Below are 16,941 nucleotides of genomic sequence, written 5' to 3' on the forward strand. Positions count from 1 at the left end.
TACTGTTTCTTGATTCATAGCTTTCTCGTCTTTCAAATGTTGGACTGCGATAGGGTAAGCGGGGTTTTTATCGACGGTGATCACGCGCGGCGATTGATTGTGTGGTGAATTCAACGCTTTCTTGAAAAATCGTTTGGCTGCGGGAGCATCTCGGTTTTCAGACAACATGAAATCAATCGTATTTCCCTTTGAATCCACTGCTCTATAAAGATATTTCCATTGTCCTTTGATTTTAATATAGGTCTCATCTGTCCTATAGGAATCATTGGTCGGCTTCAAATAGGGACGAATTCGCTTGTCTAATTCCGGCCCAAATTCATGAACCCATCGCATGATGGTTGTATGAGCCATGTGTAGTCCTCGTTCTTCCATCATCTCCACTAGATCACGATAACTTAGGCTATATTTTAAATACCATCTTACTGTTAGCAAGATAACCTCTGATTCGTACTGCTTCCATTTAAACAAATCTAATTCCGTTTCCAACGTGATTGCTCCATCCCATGAATTTATTTTCAATCATGTTATCATGTATTAGAGCTTTGCACCATAACCAGGCAGAGTACTTCATGATCTTAATGATGCAAACTATTAAGTTTAAAAATCAGAATTTTCTCCCATACTTCTTTTATGCGGGCTTAATTTAATCTTTTAGAAAGGATGATTTTAATTTGCTAATAGATTTTTTTACGCTAAACACGACAACTCCAGTGGAAGAGAGGGAACATGGAATTTCGATTGGCCTGATAGAATCGTATGTGACATATTCGATTATTGAAGCTTTTGTATTGATAAATCAAATTCGTAGAACCGTTGGAAATGAACCCGAGGGAGCATTTCTCAGTTGTAAATCTTTTTTGTACGAATTTCTCCCTTGTGTTGAGGCGGTTTGTTATTACGATCCTAATAATAAAGATGCATCTGAATATGCATATTTAGTTGGCAAAAATATTCCGTTGTTCTGGGATAAAAGGGCGAAGGAAGAACTGGACATGCTTACTGGTGTAATGGGAACGATCATGAACCATCGCCTTTAACGGCAATTTTTTTGTAAAACGCCGCTCCACACCTTGCTAAAACATATGCTAGTCGGGTTACACAACCAAAACTTTACTCGACAGGCTCAATGGTTTTACCGGAGGCATCGGAACTGCCTAGCCGTCCAGAAGGATTCGTTAATGTAGCGCGAATGGTTATGTCTGGAGAGTTATCAGAACCTTCAAAGATCGTTTCAGCTTGTGAAAATTTCTGGAATGGCCTCGTGAAGTAGGCAGCCGAACATGACTACGTAATAAGTACAAAACGAATCCCATTTTGACCCGCAAATGCGACACTTACAATAATATATCATGATTTTGATAGGCCAAAGAAGACACCTTTCGCGAGGGGTCTTTTACTTTTCTTCTGGAGGGATGTTGGCTGCGAATCATCAAGACCAAGCAGGATGTTGAAGTCTTGCGCCGCGCAAGAGTTCTCCCGGCATCGTTGCTCGAACATGTCGACAGCTACTTTCGTTAACTGGAATTCGCGCTGCAAGATGACGAGGAAGAAACGCATTGCCTCGACCGACACGGCTACCGAGGGAGTTGAATGAGGAGTACTTAGGAGCTGATTCGGTAAAGTCCTTGAGAGTCAAGGTCTTTTCCATTTTGGAAGCATAAGTTTGCCGCGGTAAAATGGAAGCATAAGCTTTCCAATGCGGCAAACTTATGGGTTAAGTGACAGTGTCTGTGACTTAACCCATAACATTTCAATTTGTATAATCATAACTTTTCCACTTGTAGAAAATGCTTGCTAATACTGGATTTCTTGCATTTTCCTGATCTTTTTTCTTGGTCTTACTTGGGGAAAATAGGATTTTAACGACACTTCATCTTTTTAATACCCCCGAATCCTTGTACTCTAGGCAAACTTATATAGACAAAATAGACTCTCGGCATACTAATGGGTTATTCTTTGAAATTGTCGCGTAAATCGCGGCTTTTTTTAGTTTTTGGATCCTTTGCCAACTGAGTTACGAACGGGCAGGAAAGGCAGGATAAGTTGGGTGAACGGATTGTTTTCGTTCTGCTCTAAATGGGGGATAAGCATCGGAACCGCAGCTGCCGGCGGTCGGCGAACTTCCTGGACACGCTGTATACTTTCGTCACCTCCAGCGCCTCCGCGTCCGTCATCAGCAACATGATGGTGGGAAGCCGCTTGGCGAGCATCGTTTTTCCGGTTCCCGGAGGCCCGATTAGCAGCAGGTTATGACACAATGTCAGGCTGTAAAAAAAACCGATGTATCAATGGTCCAAATTTAGCGCATCCATATTCAAGCAAGCGGCCTACTACAGACCACCGCTTAGATCGTATTGTATCGTCCGCGTTTGGTTCGTCCTGCGACCGCTCGAGTCGGTAGCAATGGTAAGATGGCCGCTGCATTATCGGGGCGGTTTTTTGTTTGTAGAAACATAATTCAGTTCAGGTCAGTAAAAAGAGGATACATCAACTACTTTGTCGAATTAGTTAAGGGTGGTATCTGCTGGAAGACGCATTACAGCACCATACATTTGATATAAAATGTATAAGAAACTTTGTTGAATAAGTAGTGCTTTTGAATTACCAAGCAAAGGCTCAACTTAGAAGTCAACCTCAGGAGGAAGTACTTTGTCGACCGAAAAAATAACTCTATCTCAGCTTGAAAACTTCCTTCTAAAGGCTGCGGACATTCTGCGTGGCAAGATGGACGCATCGGAGTTCAAAGAATTTATATTCGGAATGTTATTCCTTAAGCGATTGTCGGATGAGTTTGACCGCAAGCGTGATCTATTACGTAAAAGGGATTTCGTACATTTGATTGATCAGCCGGACCTGATTCAAGAACTGCTAGAAGATAAGACTTCTTATGGCGAGACGTTCTTCGTGCCTGTGCGAGCACGCTGGCATGAGACATGGACCGACGAGAACGGGAACACGGTTCCGGCATTGAAGGATCTGAAACACGACATCGGCAACATGCTTAACAAGGCGATTGCAGCCGTCGAAGAGGGAAATGACGCCCTTGCCGGAGTCCTCAAAAACAACATCGACTTTAATGCAGTAAAAGGTAAGACTAAGATCCCCGATCAAAAGTGGAAAGACCTGCTCGACCATTTCAACCAGCCAGACTTCGTGCTCCTAAATGACAATTTTGAGTTCCCGGACTTGCTAGGTGCTGCCTATGAATATCTGATCAAGTTTTTTGCGGACAGCGCTGGTAAGAAAGGCGGAGAGTTCTACACCCCCGCTGAAGTCGTGCGCTTATTGGTGCAAATCACCAAGCCGGAAGCTGGTAACGATATCTACGATCCAACCGTCGGTTCAGGAGGCTTTCTTATTCAGTCCCATCAATATGTCGAAGAACAGGGGCAGGATCCGAATAACCTTGCCCTCTATGGTCAGGACTCGAACGGAACAGTGTGGTCGATCTGCAACATGAATATGATTCTCCATAACATAACGCGGTTCACAATCGAGAACGGGGACACACTTGAAGATCCTCTTGTTTTGGAAAACGGTCAGGTACGAAAATTTGATCGCGTACTAGCTAATCCGCCCTTCTCGCAGAATTACAGTCGCGCAGACTTGAAATTCCCTAACCGTTTCCGTGAATGGTGTCCTGAAACTGGCAAAAAGGCAGATCTGATGTTTGTCCAGCATATGTTGGCGAGTCTTAAGCCCAATGGTCACATGGCCACCATTATGCCTCATGGTGTACTGTTCCGTGGTGGTAAGGAGAAGTTGATCCGCGAGATCTTGATCAAAGACGATGTGATTGAAGCCATTATCAGCTTACCGCCCGGCTTGTTTTACGGAACCGGCATCCCGGCCTGCGTGATCGTTGCCAATAAGAATAAGCCAGAGTCCTTGCAGGACCAGGTGCTTTTCATTAACGCCGATAGGGAATATGCCGAGGGTAAAAACCAGAACAAGCTGCGTCCTGAAGATATCGAAAAGATCGACTTCGTATTTACGCACAAGCAGGAGATTCCAAAATATAGTCGCCTAGTGAGCAAGTCTGAGATCATAGATATCCACGATTACAACCTCAACATCCGTCGTTATGTGGATAACACACCTGAGCCGGAACCAGAGGACGTACAGGCGCATCTAATAGGTGGCATCCCTGAAACCGAGGTTGCTGCTCGTACTGATGACTTTGCGCGCTTTGGACTGCGGCCCGAAACCTTATTTGAGCCTCAACGTCCAGGGTATCTCGCCTTCCGTGAGTCTATTGCATCCAGATCTGCAATCAAGACCACCCTTGAAAACAATTCTGCGCTTAGACAGACGATTATCATACACCTTAAAGCTTTGGAGGATTGGTGGGTAGAGGCTCGTAACGACTTTTCAGGGCTAAGCGACGGTAAGAGTATGCCTGAAGTTCGTCAGCAACTCTTGACTACGCTTAAGAAAAAGCTAATCCCCTTGTGTGTTCTTGACGAGTTTAAAAGCGCAGGGGTCTTCGTTAATTGGTGGCAGCAAATTCGTTATGACCTAAAAACGATCATATCCATCGGTTGGCACCACAGCTTGATTCCCGACGATTACCTAATTTTTGCTTTTTTTCAAGCCGATGCCGAAGAGATTGGTACGTTGGAGGCGCAGATCATCGAGGCGCAGAGCGAGCTGCTCGAGGCGGTCGGAATAGCGCAGGAAGTGGCCGGATATGAGTCAGAAGAGGATGAGACCGTTACTGCTGCTGTTATGAAGAAGGCTCTCAAGGAGTTGATTGATGATCTTGAAGGAAGCGAAGGCGAATCAGCTCGTAAGGAACTGAAAAATCTACAAGCTCAGGATAAGGCCATTGCTGCCATCGAAAAACGTATCAAGGATAGTAAAGCCGAGCTAAAAACCAAAGCCGACGAATTAGCTATTAAGCTTCAGCTAAAACGACTCGGTGGTGACGAGTTCAAGGCCGAAAGCATGGAACTGATTCGGCAGGTAGATACTCAATTGTCAGACCTCAATCCTTCTAAGAAGGACGATAAGAAGAAGATCACCACTTTGAACAAGGATAAAGCTACCCTCGAAGCTCGTCTCGCCAAAACCGACGCCATCCTTATACATATTGGCGGCCAACTCACTGAGCAAGAGGCTCGTCAATTGATCCTGAAAAAGCTGTATGACCTTGTTCATCAGGAACTAAACCGCTACCTTAACGCCGAGAAGCGGGAACTAATTCATGTGGTGGAAAACCTGTGGGATAAATATGCAGTATCAAGTCGTGAACTGGAAAGTGAACGCAGCGAAACCTTGAAAGTGCTGAGTGGCTTTCTGAAAGGGTTAGGGTATCTGGGATGAAACTCAAAAAATCTGAAGTACAACAACTCCGAAATATGGTGACCTTAGAGAAAGGGAAACCTCCTGCGAAGCAACCATATTTCGGGCATGATGCAGAGCTGTATCTCACACCGGAATATCTAAGAGGAAGGGAGTCGGCAGAGCCCGTCAAGCCAAGTGTTAATGCTGTTCGAGTGCATGATGGTGACACTATCGTTTTGTGGGACGGTTCAAACGCGGGAGAAATTTTTAGAGCACGAACGGGTATTCTCTCCTCTACCATGAGTCGGATTACTCACGACGACACTTTTGACAAAGAATACTTTTTCTTCGCAGTGAAAACCTGGGAGTCATTTTTGAAGGGACAGACTTCTGGATCAGGCATCCCCCACGTAGATAAGGAAGTTTTGGGCAAGATTGAGATCATTCGGTTTGTTATGACCGAACAAGTGAAGATCGCCGAAATTCTTTCGACGGTGGATCGGGGGATAAAAAAAATCGAGGTGTTGATTGACAAGCAGCAACGCATTAAGTCAGGTTTGATGAAGGATCTTTTGACCGGTGGTATAGACGAAAAGGGTAAGATTCGCTCTGAACTTACCCACGAGTACCAAGATTCTGCTCTAGGTAGGATCCCACTGGAGTGGGACGTTAAACCCCTAGGAGAGTGTTGTGAGGTTTTTAATAATTTGAGGAAGCCAATTTCTACTCAAATCAGAGAAACAATGAAGGGAGACTATCCGTATTACGGCCCTACTGGGATTTTAGATTATATTAACGAATACCGGGTTGAAGGGAAATTCGTTCTTATAGGTGAAGATGGTGACCACTTTTTGAAGTTTAAAACTCAAGAAATGACACTGCTCGTCAATGGCAAATACAACGTAAACAACCATGCACACCTTATTCAAGGAAAAGACATAGTGCTAACAGAATGGGCACATCTCTTTTTTCTTCATCGTGATATTACTCTTCATCTTACGAGACAAGGGGCAGGAAGGTTTAAACTCAACAAAGCAGCGTTATTGGAATTGCCAATTGCATTTCCAGAAGACATAGCAGAGCAAGAGAGAATATTAACCGTCATGAATGGTTTACGAGAAAGCCAAATCATCAATATCAATACTCTAAAGAAATTGAAGTCGCTTAAAACCGCCCTAATGCAAGACTTGCTGACTGGCAAAAAAAGAGTAACCCTTCTGCAAAACGATCTGGAGGTTATCCCAAGTGAGTCAGGACCATTTATCCCAGCAACTTAAAATTGACGAACGCAACCACGTCGAGAAGCCCTTTCTAGATCAGCTTGCGGGTTTAGATTGGGAAGTCATCGACCTAGATAAGAGCCAGCAGCCCAGCGACAGCCACCGCCAGAGTTTTACCGAGGTGGTTATGCTGCCAGTCCTGCGTGAGCAACTCAAGGTCATTAACTCCTGGCTGGAAGACGATCAGGTGGAAGAAGTAGTCAAACAACTCGCTGCTAGCTTCCCCGGTACAGGGATAATTCAGAACAATCGCCATGTTTTTAACCTTTTGTTGGAGAACACAAGCGTCAGTGAGAATCGCCAGACCGGCGAGAAAAGCCCGACAGTACGTTTTGTGGATTTCACACATCGAGATAACAACCGTTTTATCGCAGTGTGCCAGTTTAAGGTGCGCATCTTGGGTACCGAGCATCATATAGTCCCGGACATCGTGCTGTTTCTCAACGGATTGCCAGTGGTTATGGTCGAGTGTAAATCGCCTAAGGTCAAAGAAGCCATCCCGGAAGCCATCGATCAGATACTACGTTACAGCGAGCAGCGTGGTGCTAAGGGTGAAGGTAGTGCACCACTTTTTTATTACAACCAGATCGTTATTGTCACATGCCGCAATGAGGCCAAGTTTGGTACGATTACCACCCACAGCGAGAAACATTTTTACCGATGGGCTGACCCTTATCCCCGAACGGTGGATAATTTGGACCACGGAAGCAGCGGACCTAACGACCAACAGCGATTGGTTGCTGGGATGTTGGATCGTGATAATTTGCTTGATCTCATTCGTACTTTCACTATTTTCGCGACTAATGATAAGGGCGAGACAATTAAAATTGTAGGCCGTTATCAACAATTCCGTGCCGTTAAATTGGCGGTCAAACGCCTATTAGAGGGCCGGAGCCGTCGGGATCGCAGCGGCATCATCTGGCATACGCAGGGTTCGGGGAAATCGCTCACTATGATGTTTATGGTGCGGGAAATGTATCGTCATTCCGAGCTTTCTCATTGGAAAGTTGTTTTTGTTACTGACCGAACCCAACTAGAAGTCCAGCTCGCAGAAACAAGTCAAAGTATCGGCTATAGTGTAAAGGTAGCTGACAGCATCAGTAAGCTAAAAGAACTTCTACGCTCGGACTCTTCAGACTTGGTTATGGCAATGATACACAAGTTCCGTGAAGTTGATCTGACTGAGACCTTTCCAGAGCTGAACCCGAGCCCTCACATTTTGGTAATGACTGACGAGGCACACCGCTCCCAGTATGCAATGCTAGGGGCAAACCTCGACAAGGGAATACCTAATGCCGCCCGTATTGGCTATACTGGCACACCCATTGATAAGACCGAGAAAGTCTTCGGAGACTACATCGACAAATATACCATGCGTCAGGCAATCGAGGACGGTGTGACCCTGGAGATCGTTTATGAAGGGCGCACTCACAACGCCGAGGTAACGGACCAGTTGGCATTGGACGTTGCTTTCCAGGACGTTTTCAGCGACTATAATCTCCAACAACGTATGGAGATACTTGGCTACGGTTCTCGAGATGCTTATCTGGAAGCAGAGCCAACCATCGCAGCGAAGGCTGAGGACATGGTAAAACACTACTTGACGCATGTGTTTCCCAATGGTTATAAGGCGCAAGTCGTTGCCACCTCCCGGGAAGCGGCTGTGCGGTACAAGAAACACATCGATGCAGCTCTCGAAGCTTCAATAGCCGAATTGGAACAGTTAAATCCGGGAAAGATTAAGCTGGATCGACTAAAGAAGCTGACTACGGACGTTATAATCTCTGGTAGCCACAACGATTTAGTTCATATTAAGACTTACACCGACAAATCCAAGCATGAGACGAGTATCAAAAGTTTCAAAATGGCTTTTGGGAGCGAAGATGAAGGTGTAACAGGTGATCTCGGCATCATAATCGTTAACAACATGCTGTTGACCGGCTTCGACGCGCCTGTAGAGCAGGTCATGTATCTAGACAAGGTCATTGTCGCCCACAATCTCCTTCAGGCCATTGCTCGTGTGAATCGTGTGGGTGGCGCATCTAAAGATAAGGGGTTTGTGGTCGATTATGTGGGCATCGGTCATCATCTCAAAAAGGCTATTAACAATTACGACGAACGTGAGCAAAAAGAGATCATTGATGTCCTCAGTTTCCCGGAAGATGAATTGCGCGAACTAATTGCGAGTCATAAGGCAATTATGGATTTGCTGAAGAAGCATGGTCAAACGGATCTAAGCGACCACGACGCGTTCTTCGATCTTTTCTATGATGAAGACCTCCGTTTCGATTTCATGCTGGCGTTTAAGAAGCTAACCAGATGTTTAAACCTACTCTTCCCTGCCCGGCAAGCGCTTGACTACTTGGCGGACTACCAGGCTCTTACGGAGATTAACGTGTTGGCTGGCAAACACTTTCGAGACGGGCGCCTTAGTATGAAAGGAATACCTGCCAAACTTCGCAGTATTACCGATACGTACTTAGAGTCTAAAGGCATTGAGGTAAAGGTGGAACCTATCTCTATTCTCGATGAGGATTTTGAAAAGGAGGTAGGCAAACGTAGTCGAAACAAAACTAAGGCGGCTGAAGTTGAGCATGCAATTCGTCACCACATCGATGTTGAGCTCGACGATGATCCGGATCTACAGGCCTCTTTTGCTGCTGCATTGGCGGCAGTATTTGAAGAATTCCGAGATAATTGGGACAAAATATTCGATGAACTTGAAAAACTGCGGGAACGCATCATCAACGCCAGTAAGGAGCCTACCTACGGGCTACATCGGAAGAAACAAATGCCATTTTTCCGTTGTTTTAGACGAGAGGTTTTTGGTGATAAGGATCTCAATGAAGATGAAATCTCTTCACTCGTTGATCTCACACAGCAGGCCTTCTTAGTCGTTGAGCGTGAATTAAAACTTACAGGATTTTGGGAAAGCATTCCCGCTCGTAACAAATTGAAAGCTGAGCTTCAGAAGACGCTGCTTTCACAGGAATTTATGGCACTTCCCGGTATCATTAAAAACCGCGCTCACATCATAAGCCGAATCATGGAGATCGCTGAAAACAAAAATGACACTATTCTTTACGCGGAGTGACTACGATGGATTTCACATACATAATTCAAAGATCCGCAAAGAGGCGTAAGCTGACGATAACCGTCGAGCGTGATCGCAGCATCGTGGTTCATGCTCCGGAAGGTACCTCTGACGAAAAAATCCAACAGGTAGTGGAGTCAAAGCGCCAATGGATATATGAAAAAATCGGTCATCCTCAGAAATATCAAGAACTCCCGCATGCACCGGGAAAGGAAACTGTTAGTGGCGAATCTGCGCTTTATTTGGGGCGACAATACCGCATTGAGGTGATAAAAACCGATGCAAATGAAATTCAGTTCTCCCAGCGCTTCCTTATTCCGGCTAAACTTGCGAAACAAGCCGAGGCATTACGGGAATGGTATATCGGTAAGGCGAAAGAAAAAATTGTTCCAAGGGTCATGCACCACGCTCACCAACTCGGTGTAGATGTAGCCATGGTCAAGATCGTTGACAACCGTTATCGCTGGGGTTCTTGTACGGTTAATGATAATGTGAACTTTAACTGGCGGCTGATTAAAGCGCCGATGTTTGTTATTGATTACGTCATAGTCCATGAACTCGCTCATCTCATCGAGTCCAACCACACTCCGAGGTTTTGGAATATCGTCCGTGCACAAACTCCAAAAATGGAAAAGGCCAAGGCTTGGTTAAAGGAAAATGGACAACTGCTTGAAGAGGTAATATGAAACGGCCCCGGCGTATCGTGTCGAGGCTTTTTTTGTTTAAAAAGTTGTTACTCAAGCACAAAAAGCCCTCGTGCGGTGCTTCCGCAGAGGGCCTTTTCGACCGGTGCTTCCGGATTTGGTAAATTAAGTATAACAAGACCTATCAGGCTTGTCAATGCTTCGTTTCAGGCCGCAGCTCTAGAAGTTCCGGTAACTAACGCCAGCTCTCGACCTCCATAGAAAGGCGTCACAATCGAAAGGCTGTTGCGCCGAAGCTTTTTTGTTAGTTTTGGCCGGAATAGCCCACGAGATAAACTCGACAAGTGGCGAAATAACGGTAAATTTCGCGGCTAGTAGTCGGATGACAATTCGGAGATTAAAAGTTTTTGAAGTCTGATGTAAAATTATGTATAGTAATGGTATGAAAAGTTTGGTATTTAACGGAGAGGTATAAAGGGTGATGTATATCTGGGGAAAAATTGAACTGTTTATAATATCTCTCTGGTTGCTTTTCGTACTTATCATCGTAGCAACAATTAAAATTCCGATTTATTTTGAAACTGATTGGAAATTTATTGGAGTTTATAAGCTGCTAAAGATGAATATAGTACCTCTTATTTGTATCATATTTTTAATCCTAGGCTGGATCTTCATGAAGAGACTTAAATATAAGCTCTCTGGAAGCAAGCAGGTTTTTATGCGAATTAACAAAATCCAAGATGGGAATTACGAACATCTTACCTTTCTTACAACTTACATTGTTCCTTTAATCAGTCTTAATCTGACTGAGAAAAGGAATGTAATAATTCTATTTATGCTTTTGTCGATAATTGGCGCAATTTGCGTTAAGACGCATCTTTTCTATGCAAATCCTTCATTGGCGTTGTTAGGATATCACATTTATGTAATAAGTGCCGTAACTCGCACTGGTAGTGAAAAAGATCTAATACTCATATCGCGTGAACGCTTAACTAAAGATATGTCCATAGCATATAGAGAGCTAGACGAAAAAATATATTTTGCGGGGGCCGTGAAATGAAAAAGAAAGATGTAATCAAAGGTGTTCAAGCCATCTTGGGGGATACAAGTCCCAGTGTGCTCGCAGAGTTATATTTTATACTTAAAAATAATGATGGAACCTTCCTCCGGCGTATTGATTTGGACGAAACAGCACAAGGAGCCATTTCTAAGGAATTTGCTGAAACGGTAAGAGGCGAATTAATCGACGATGAAACTTATAGCGTGATCAGCATATCAAGCGCAGATGATCGGACTAATGTGATTTATGAATACGATCTGGAGGAAATTCCGTCTGACCTGAATGTTATCGATCGCATCATTGAAGACGAGAAGATTCCTTTTTTTAATTTCAAAAAAGACAAGCTAAAGGATATTCGTGGAATAGTTATTTTGTTTTGTAAAGATGGAAAAAACCTAATGCTTTATAAACAACATTATCCGGTAAGCCTGATTAAAAAAGATAAAGGATTTAGACTAAGTCGTTTAGGTGATAAAAACAGATTTACCAGTTTAGATGAAGATATTGTGAGAATCAGCACCAGTTTCGAGTTCTTTAAGCTAGATGATACTTTGTTCATTATGAATATTAACACTCTTGAAAAGTTTTTTGGATTCCACGACATTATCAAAAAGAAAGCACAACTATGTATTAAAGAGATTGAAAAAGCCGGGATATTGGATAATCCAGAAGTGCTTGAATCAATGACCGATACGATATCGTTCTCTCGTAAGATGACAAAGATCTTCAATTTTTCTCCTGTTTTAAATAAAATTCCGATGGATGTTATTATAAAGTTTACGGAGACCCATCGTATACTTGGAGGAAAATTCGAATACAACGCCAACAAGGACAAAATAAAATTACGCACAAATGAGTCAAAACAACTCTTTCTAAAACTTTTGAACGATGATTTTCTACGTTCTGAGCTAACTGAACTATACTATGATAGTTCTGCCAAAGATCAACTGGAGGAGACTTCAGCATAAAAGGGTCTGGAACGTAGGAGAGGTACACCACTATGCGGTATACTTTCTTGCTAAAATAATGTATCAGCAGGAAGTAATTTTGTTTGATCATATAGTGTTACAAGGGCATGCTGCGATTTCCGCAGTAATCTTAATGTAGCTGAATTGGAATTGCGTTGAGTATCGCCAATGACACGTCGTTCTAAAGGATCCCGATATATTATGCTTGTTACAAAAGTTTACAAACAGTGACTTTTAACGTAGTTGTGTAAGCGTCAAACCAATCCCACCTGTTCGTAGGCGTATGAATCACTCATAATAAACCCATCACGCCTACGAGAGGATGGAATCTAAATTGGAAACCAATCTACAAGCCATATGGAGCGAGCGCATCGTTGCCTATCAAGCTAGCGGTCAAACGATGAAAGCCTGGTGCCAGGAGCACAGCCTAACCGTGCATCAATTGAAATACTGGCTGTACAAAGCGCAAAGGCGAACACAGGTAGTTTCAACACCAGCCTTTCGTCCTGTTGCTCTGGCCAGCACATCGGGAACAATCGAATGCCTTCCGTACAAGTCGGTGGAGCCCGAATCGAGATTCGGCCCGGCTTCGAACCGGGACTGCTTCGTGAAGTAGTCGCAGCCTTGTCGCCGTTATGCTGAGCTTTGCCACCGCTTCGCCCGTGTATCTGGCTTGCGGCGCAACCGACATCCGTAAATCCATTGACGGATTGGCCGCTATCGTACAAGAACAATTCGATCTCGATCCGTTTTCCTCTGCCCTGTTTGTGTTTTGCAACCGCAGACGGGACAAGCTCAAAATCCTGCATTGGGACACGAACGGCTTTTGGCTGTACTATCGCAGACTGGAGCGCGGCACCTTTGAATGGCCTGCCAGCGGTACGACTCCGCTGTGTCTCACCCAGCGCGAATTGCGCTGGCTGCTCGACGGGCTATCGCTCACCCAGCGCCAAGCACATCCCCGCATGTCGCCGGAAGTGGTAATTTAATGCCACTGGCAGGAGATGACACGTCCTCGGTCGAATCTTCCCTCTTATGAACACAAAACCGGAATCCCTTACGCTAGAACAACTCCAGCAGCAATACGCCGAGCTGGAGCAACAGAATACAAAGCAAGCCCGAGAGCTGGCCGAGTTATCGGCCAAGCTCAAATGGTACGAAGAACAGTTCCGCCTGGCACAGCAGAAGCGCTTTGGCGCTTCGAGCGAAAAGACGCATCCCGATCAACTAGAGCTGAACCTGTTTAACGAAGCCGAGGTTACCGCGGGATCTGACATCGAGCCGCAGAAGGAACAGATTGTCTATGAGCGACGTAAACCGAGTGGCAAACGTGAAGCGGACCTTGCTAAGCTCCCGGTGGAAAGGGTGATCTATCCCTTGCCCGAAGAACGGCAAATTTGTGATTGCTGCGGAGGGGCGTTGCATGAAATGAGTGCGGAGATTCGGCGAGAAATCGCAGTGGTACCGCCTCAAATCAAGGTAGTGGAGCATGTGAGGCACGTGTATGCTTGCCGCCACTGTGAACGCCACGAGTTGCATACACCGATCATTACGGCGCCGATGCCACGGCCTGTCTATCCTGGCAGCCTGGCCTCGCCATCGGTGATGGCGCATATCATGTGTCAAAAATACGTAAACAGTCAGCCTCTTTATCGGCAAGAACAAGAATGGATCCGTCTGGGGTATCCCCTATCTCGGCAGACCATGGCCAATTGGATGATCTACGGCGCAGAGCAATGGCTATTGCCCATTGTGGCACAGATGAAACGCCATCTGCTGAAGCAGGAAGTGCTGCATGCCGATGAAACGATCCTGCAGGTGCTCCAAGAGCCAGGCAAGACGGCGCAGTCGGAATCGTACATATGGCTGTATCGCACCGGTCGGGGCGTAGAACCAGCCGTAATCTACGACTACTAGCGCACCCGAGGCGGGGAGCATCCGCGGAATTTTCTAGCTGGATTCAAGGGCTATCTGCATGTGGATGGGTATGCGGGCTACCACAAGATCAAGGATGTGACGCTGGCGGGGTGCTGGGCGCATGCGCGTCGTAAATACGATGAAGCCTTGAAAGCAGCACCAGAAGCGAGGAACAATCCGCACGGCGTAGCGGCACAAGGATTGGCCTGGTGCAATAAGCTCTTTGCCATCGAACGCGAACTACAGGAAGTCACAGCCGAAGAACGGCTAGCGGCACGCAAGGAGCAGAGTCAAGCCGTGCTGGATGGCTATTATGCCTGGTTGCGTCAGCAAAAATCGCGAACGATGCCCAAGAGTCTGTTGGGACAAGCCATTGGCTACAGCCTGAATCAGTGGGAGAAGCTGACGGCGTTTATGAAGGACGGTCGACTTGAGATCGACAACAATCGTGGAGAGCGTACGATCAAGCCATTTGTGATTGGACGTAAGAACTGGCTGTTTGCCTATACTCCGCGTGGAGCCAAAGCCAGTGCAGCGATCTACAGCGTAATCGAGACGGCAAAGGAAAACGGGCTGCACCCGTTCCGGTATCTCACGTACTTATTTGAACAATTGCCACAGCTTGCCGATCTTTCAATTCCGCAGGCTTTAGAACGGTTTATGCCGTGGTCGCCGCAGCTTCCGGATACCTGCCGTCTAAACTAATCTGTATTCATCATACATTGGCCTCATTCTGACTACCAGGTGGGGCCTATTTGACGTTTACGTAGAACAGACAAAGTAGGGGTGTATCTACCAGTAAGATACTGCCATAATGTAGCATTGTGGATATTTAGTAATCGGCAGAGTTACCAAATGTTACCATGTGCAAGTTGAGTACATAAACGTTGAAAACTACTTTTCAAACTTTCTTTTTTTAGCTCCATATTGGTCAGATTAACGCGAATTAGGGACCCAACTTCGTTAGCAGTCCAAATGAGTTTTTCTGAATACTCAACTTGAGATTGGGTTGTGGATATTGTGCCAAGCCATTCATTGCAAAATGAACAATATCCTACGGCTGAATACCTTGAGAAAAGTGGAATATTTCTATTACAACCAGGGGTGGGACAACGTTCTTGCAATTTTGATTTATGAATATTGCAAACTTTTACGTCTGAAATAGACCATACTAATGGTTCGTATATTTCCACTTTTTTTTCATTCCACCCATTGAGGCACAATGGACACCATTTTTTAATTGGACTAAGGAGATTTTTTGATAGCAACACCTCAGACCAGCGATTGAGCGTAAGCAATTGATAAAAGGGACTGATGAGTCAGAAGTTCGACTGCAGTCACTACATTTTGATTAAATTCACCCATTCCGTTTATTAAATAAGAACGTTGAAAGAAACGTGTACATCCTCGGTTCGCGTCCTTTATAATGTATTCTTTGTTTATCGTGGGAGCAATGATTTCTTTAATCAACGTCAATAACGATATATGATGTGCTGCTGCCAAACGTTGGATGTAACTGGTCAGAGATTCACATTGAGATGATCCCGCCGCTTTAGGTTGGAGCGGAAATAGCCTGCTTCTCTCGGGATATTGATTTTCTAATTTCAGAGTTTGATCGGGAGAATAAAACATAACTAACTATTATCTTCCTCTCTGCTTTTATTATTTTTGAGTAATTCTTTTAAATTCGAAAATACCGTGTGATATGTACTAATAGTTTCCTCAGATAATGATTGATCAGTTTCGATGGCTGTAGCGACTTCAACATTTCCTAAATCAAAGAGGAATATCTTGCTGGGGAATAAGTCGGTATATAACACGGGTATTTGCCAACTTCCCTGTGTTTTGGCCAACTCAAACCATTTGCTTCTGATCATTGATTGATTTGTTGCGTATTCCGGTAATGTTTGGACACTCATTCCGAAAAGATTTGGACACCTATTCCGGTAATATGTAGACAGTCATTCCGAAAAGTATTGGACACTCAATCCGGAAATGTTTGGACAGTTTTTCTTTCCAGTTTCCCCTTTCAAGATGGCATCCACTTTTAGCAAAGGTGTATCATTCCGATCTCGCGAATGTCTTCCGGGACACTAGCAGAAAGGAGTATACAGCAATGCCCAAACAAAGGAGGATCGCCTTGCCACGCATCTTAGATGTTCTGCGCTTGGACACCGAATCGGATCTAAGCGAAAGAGCCATTGCCCGTAGTTTATCTCTCTCCCCAAGTACCGTCGGCAATATCCTAGCCCGAGCTAAAGAAGCCGGTCTCACCTGGCCCGTTCCAGCACATTTGGACGAACGTAAAGTGGAATCCATGCTGTTTCCAAAAGCAACGGGAAGACCTCCACAGTGCAAGCTTAACGATACTGGGATGCGAACATCCCAAATCCGTGAGTAACGAGGAACTTATGAACTAGTAGATTCGGTTAGATGGAACGCCGGATGCTGGGAAACTGGCACGTCCGGTGTGAGGCAGGGGAAAAGCTGGAGATTGCATCAAATGCTTACCTATTGCTACCGATAGTGAAATAATAAACCGGATTCTAAGGGTACAGGAATCCAGTTTTTTTGTGTTAAAAAAAATGGCTTAGCGTGCGAAATCCGCGTTTTGTTGGCGGGACCTCGTATCCAAATATCCAAACCTCGTTCACGCCTTCATAATGCTTCCATTTAAATTTGACGATATCAT

At 44.9% G+C, this 16,941-nt stretch carries 11 protein-coding genes and 3 pseudogenes; 11 read left to right on the forward strand and 3 right to left on the reverse strand.

From position 1 onward, the window contains the following. Positions 1 to 486 (reverse strand): IS6 family transposase (locus tag O9H85_RS35525; RefSeq protein WP_269886084.1); only part of this gene is annotated, 486 nt, incomplete at its 3' end. A gap of 185 nt (positions 487 to 671) precedes the next feature. Between O9H85_RS35525 and O9H85_RS35530 the strand changes: the two genes are divergently transcribed. Both O9H85_RS35530 and O9H85_RS35535 read left to right on the forward strand, forming a co-directional pair. Further along, a complete protein-coding gene (locus O9H85_RS35530) occupies positions 672 to 1,037 on the forward strand; it encodes a hypothetical protein (protein ID WP_269886085.1) in 366 nt (121 codons plus the stop codon). Between the two features lie 45 nt (positions 1,038 to 1,082). Then, positions 1,083 to 1,270: pseudogene (locus O9H85_RS35535) on the forward strand (kanamycin nucleotidyltransferase C-terminal domain-containing protein); the annotation flags it as partial. An 829-nt stretch (positions 1,271 to 2,099) separates the two neighbouring features. Here O9H85_RS35535 and O9H85_RS35540 read toward each other — a convergent pair. Further along, a pseudogene (locus O9H85_RS35540) lies at positions 2,100 to 2,252 on the reverse strand (ATP-binding protein); the annotation flags it as partial. 397 nt (positions 2,253 to 2,649) lie between these two features. Here O9H85_RS35540 and O9H85_RS35545 point away from each other — a divergent pair. From O9H85_RS35545 to tnpC, 9 genes and pseudogenes are all read left to right on the forward strand, one after another. After that, complete coding sequence (locus O9H85_RS35545; RefSeq protein ID WP_269886086.1) at positions 2,650 to 5,325, forward strand: type I restriction-modification system subunit M; 2,676 nt, start codon at positions 2,650 to 2,652, stop codon at positions 5,323 to 5,325. Continuing rightward, on the forward strand, positions 5,322 to 6,563 hold the full coding sequence (locus O9H85_RS35550) for a restriction endonuclease subunit S (RefSeq protein ID WP_269886087.1): 1,242 nt from the start codon (positions 5,322 to 5,324) through the stop codon (positions 6,561 to 6,563). The genes O9H85_RS35545 and O9H85_RS35550 overlap by 4 nt, the downstream gene beginning before the upstream one ends. Then, the gene (locus tag O9H85_RS35555) at positions 6,532 to 9,660 is read left to right on the forward strand and encodes a type I restriction endonuclease subunit R (protein WP_269886088.1); all 3,129 of its coding nucleotides are present in this window, start codon (positions 6,532 to 6,534) and stop codon (positions 9,658 to 9,660) included. The genes O9H85_RS35550 and O9H85_RS35555 overlap by 32 nt, the downstream gene beginning before the upstream one ends. Positions 9,661 to 9,665: 5 nt before the next feature. Continuing rightward, positions 9,666 to 10,346 (forward strand): M48 family metallopeptidase, encoded by a 681-nt coding sequence (locus O9H85_RS35560; RefSeq protein WP_269886089.1) that lies wholly within the window; start codon positions 9,666 to 9,668, stop codon positions 10,344 to 10,346. A 439-nt stretch (positions 10,347 to 10,785) separates the two neighbouring features. Next, on the forward strand, positions 10,786 to 11,364 hold the full coding sequence (kwaA, locus tag O9H85_RS35565; RefSeq protein WP_269886104.1) for an anti-phage protein KwaA: 579 nt from the start codon (positions 10,786 to 10,788) through the stop codon (positions 11,362 to 11,364). After that, positions 11,361 to 12,332, forward strand: a complete 972-nt coding sequence (gene kwaB / locus O9H85_RS35570) for an anti-phage protein KwaB (protein WP_269886090.1) — start codon at positions 11,361 to 11,363, stop codon at positions 12,330 to 12,332. Before kwaA ends, kwaB begins: the two co-directional genes overlap by 4 nt. Before the next feature lie 334 nt (positions 12,333 to 12,666). After that, a complete protein-coding gene (gene tnpA / locus O9H85_RS35575; RefSeq protein ID WP_269886091.1) occupies positions 12,667 to 12,948 on the forward strand; it encodes an IS66 family insertion sequence element accessory protein TnpA in 282 nt (93 codons plus the stop codon). 19 nt (positions 12,949 to 12,967) lie between these two features. After that, on the forward strand, positions 12,968 to 13,321 hold the full coding sequence (tnpB, locus tag O9H85_RS35580) for an IS66 family insertion sequence element accessory protein TnpB (RefSeq protein ID WP_269886092.1): 354 nt from the start codon (positions 12,968 to 12,970) through the stop codon (positions 13,319 to 13,321). A gap of 46 nt (positions 13,322 to 13,367) precedes the next feature. Next, a pseudogene (gene tnpC, locus O9H85_RS35585) lies at positions 13,368 to 14,954 on the forward strand (IS66 family transposase). A gap of 143 nt (positions 14,955 to 15,097) precedes the next feature. On the opposite strand, the gene O9H85_RS38120 reads toward tnpC, so the two are convergent. Next, positions 15,098 to 15,520 (reverse strand): TniQ family protein, encoded by a 423-nt coding sequence (locus O9H85_RS38120; RefSeq protein WP_409348259.1) that lies wholly within the window; start codon positions 15,518 to 15,520, stop codon positions 15,098 to 15,100. Between the last annotated feature and the right edge of the window lie 1,421 nt (positions 15,521 to 16,941).

The organism is Paenibacillus gyeongsangnamensis, assembly GCF_027533625.1.
In the GTDB taxonomy this organism is placed as follows: Bacteria; Bacillota; Bacilli; order Paenibacillales; family NBRC-103111; genus Paenibacillus_G; species Paenibacillus_G gyeongsangnamensis.

Excerpts from the sequence above, each read along its gene's own strand:
- O9H85_RS35550 (WP_269886087.1), top strand. The coding sequence starts at position 5,322 with ATGAAACTCAAAAAATCTGAAGTACAACAACTCCGAAATATGGTGACC.
- O9H85_RS35560 (WP_269886089.1), top strand. The coding sequence starts at position 9,666 with ATGGATTTCACATACATAATTCAAAGATCCGCAAAGAGGCGTAAGCTG.
- kwaA (WP_269886104.1), top strand. The coding sequence starts at position 10,786 with ATGTATATCTGGGGAAAAATTGAACTGTTTATAATATCTCTCTGGTTG.
- kwaB (WP_269886090.1), top strand. The coding sequence starts at position 11,361 with ATGAAAAAGAAAGATGTAATCAAAGGTGTTCAAGCCATCTTGGGGGAT.
- tnpB (WP_269886092.1), top strand. The coding sequence starts at position 12,968 with ATGCTGAGCTTTGCCACCGCTTCGCCCGTGTATCTGGCTTGCGGCGCA.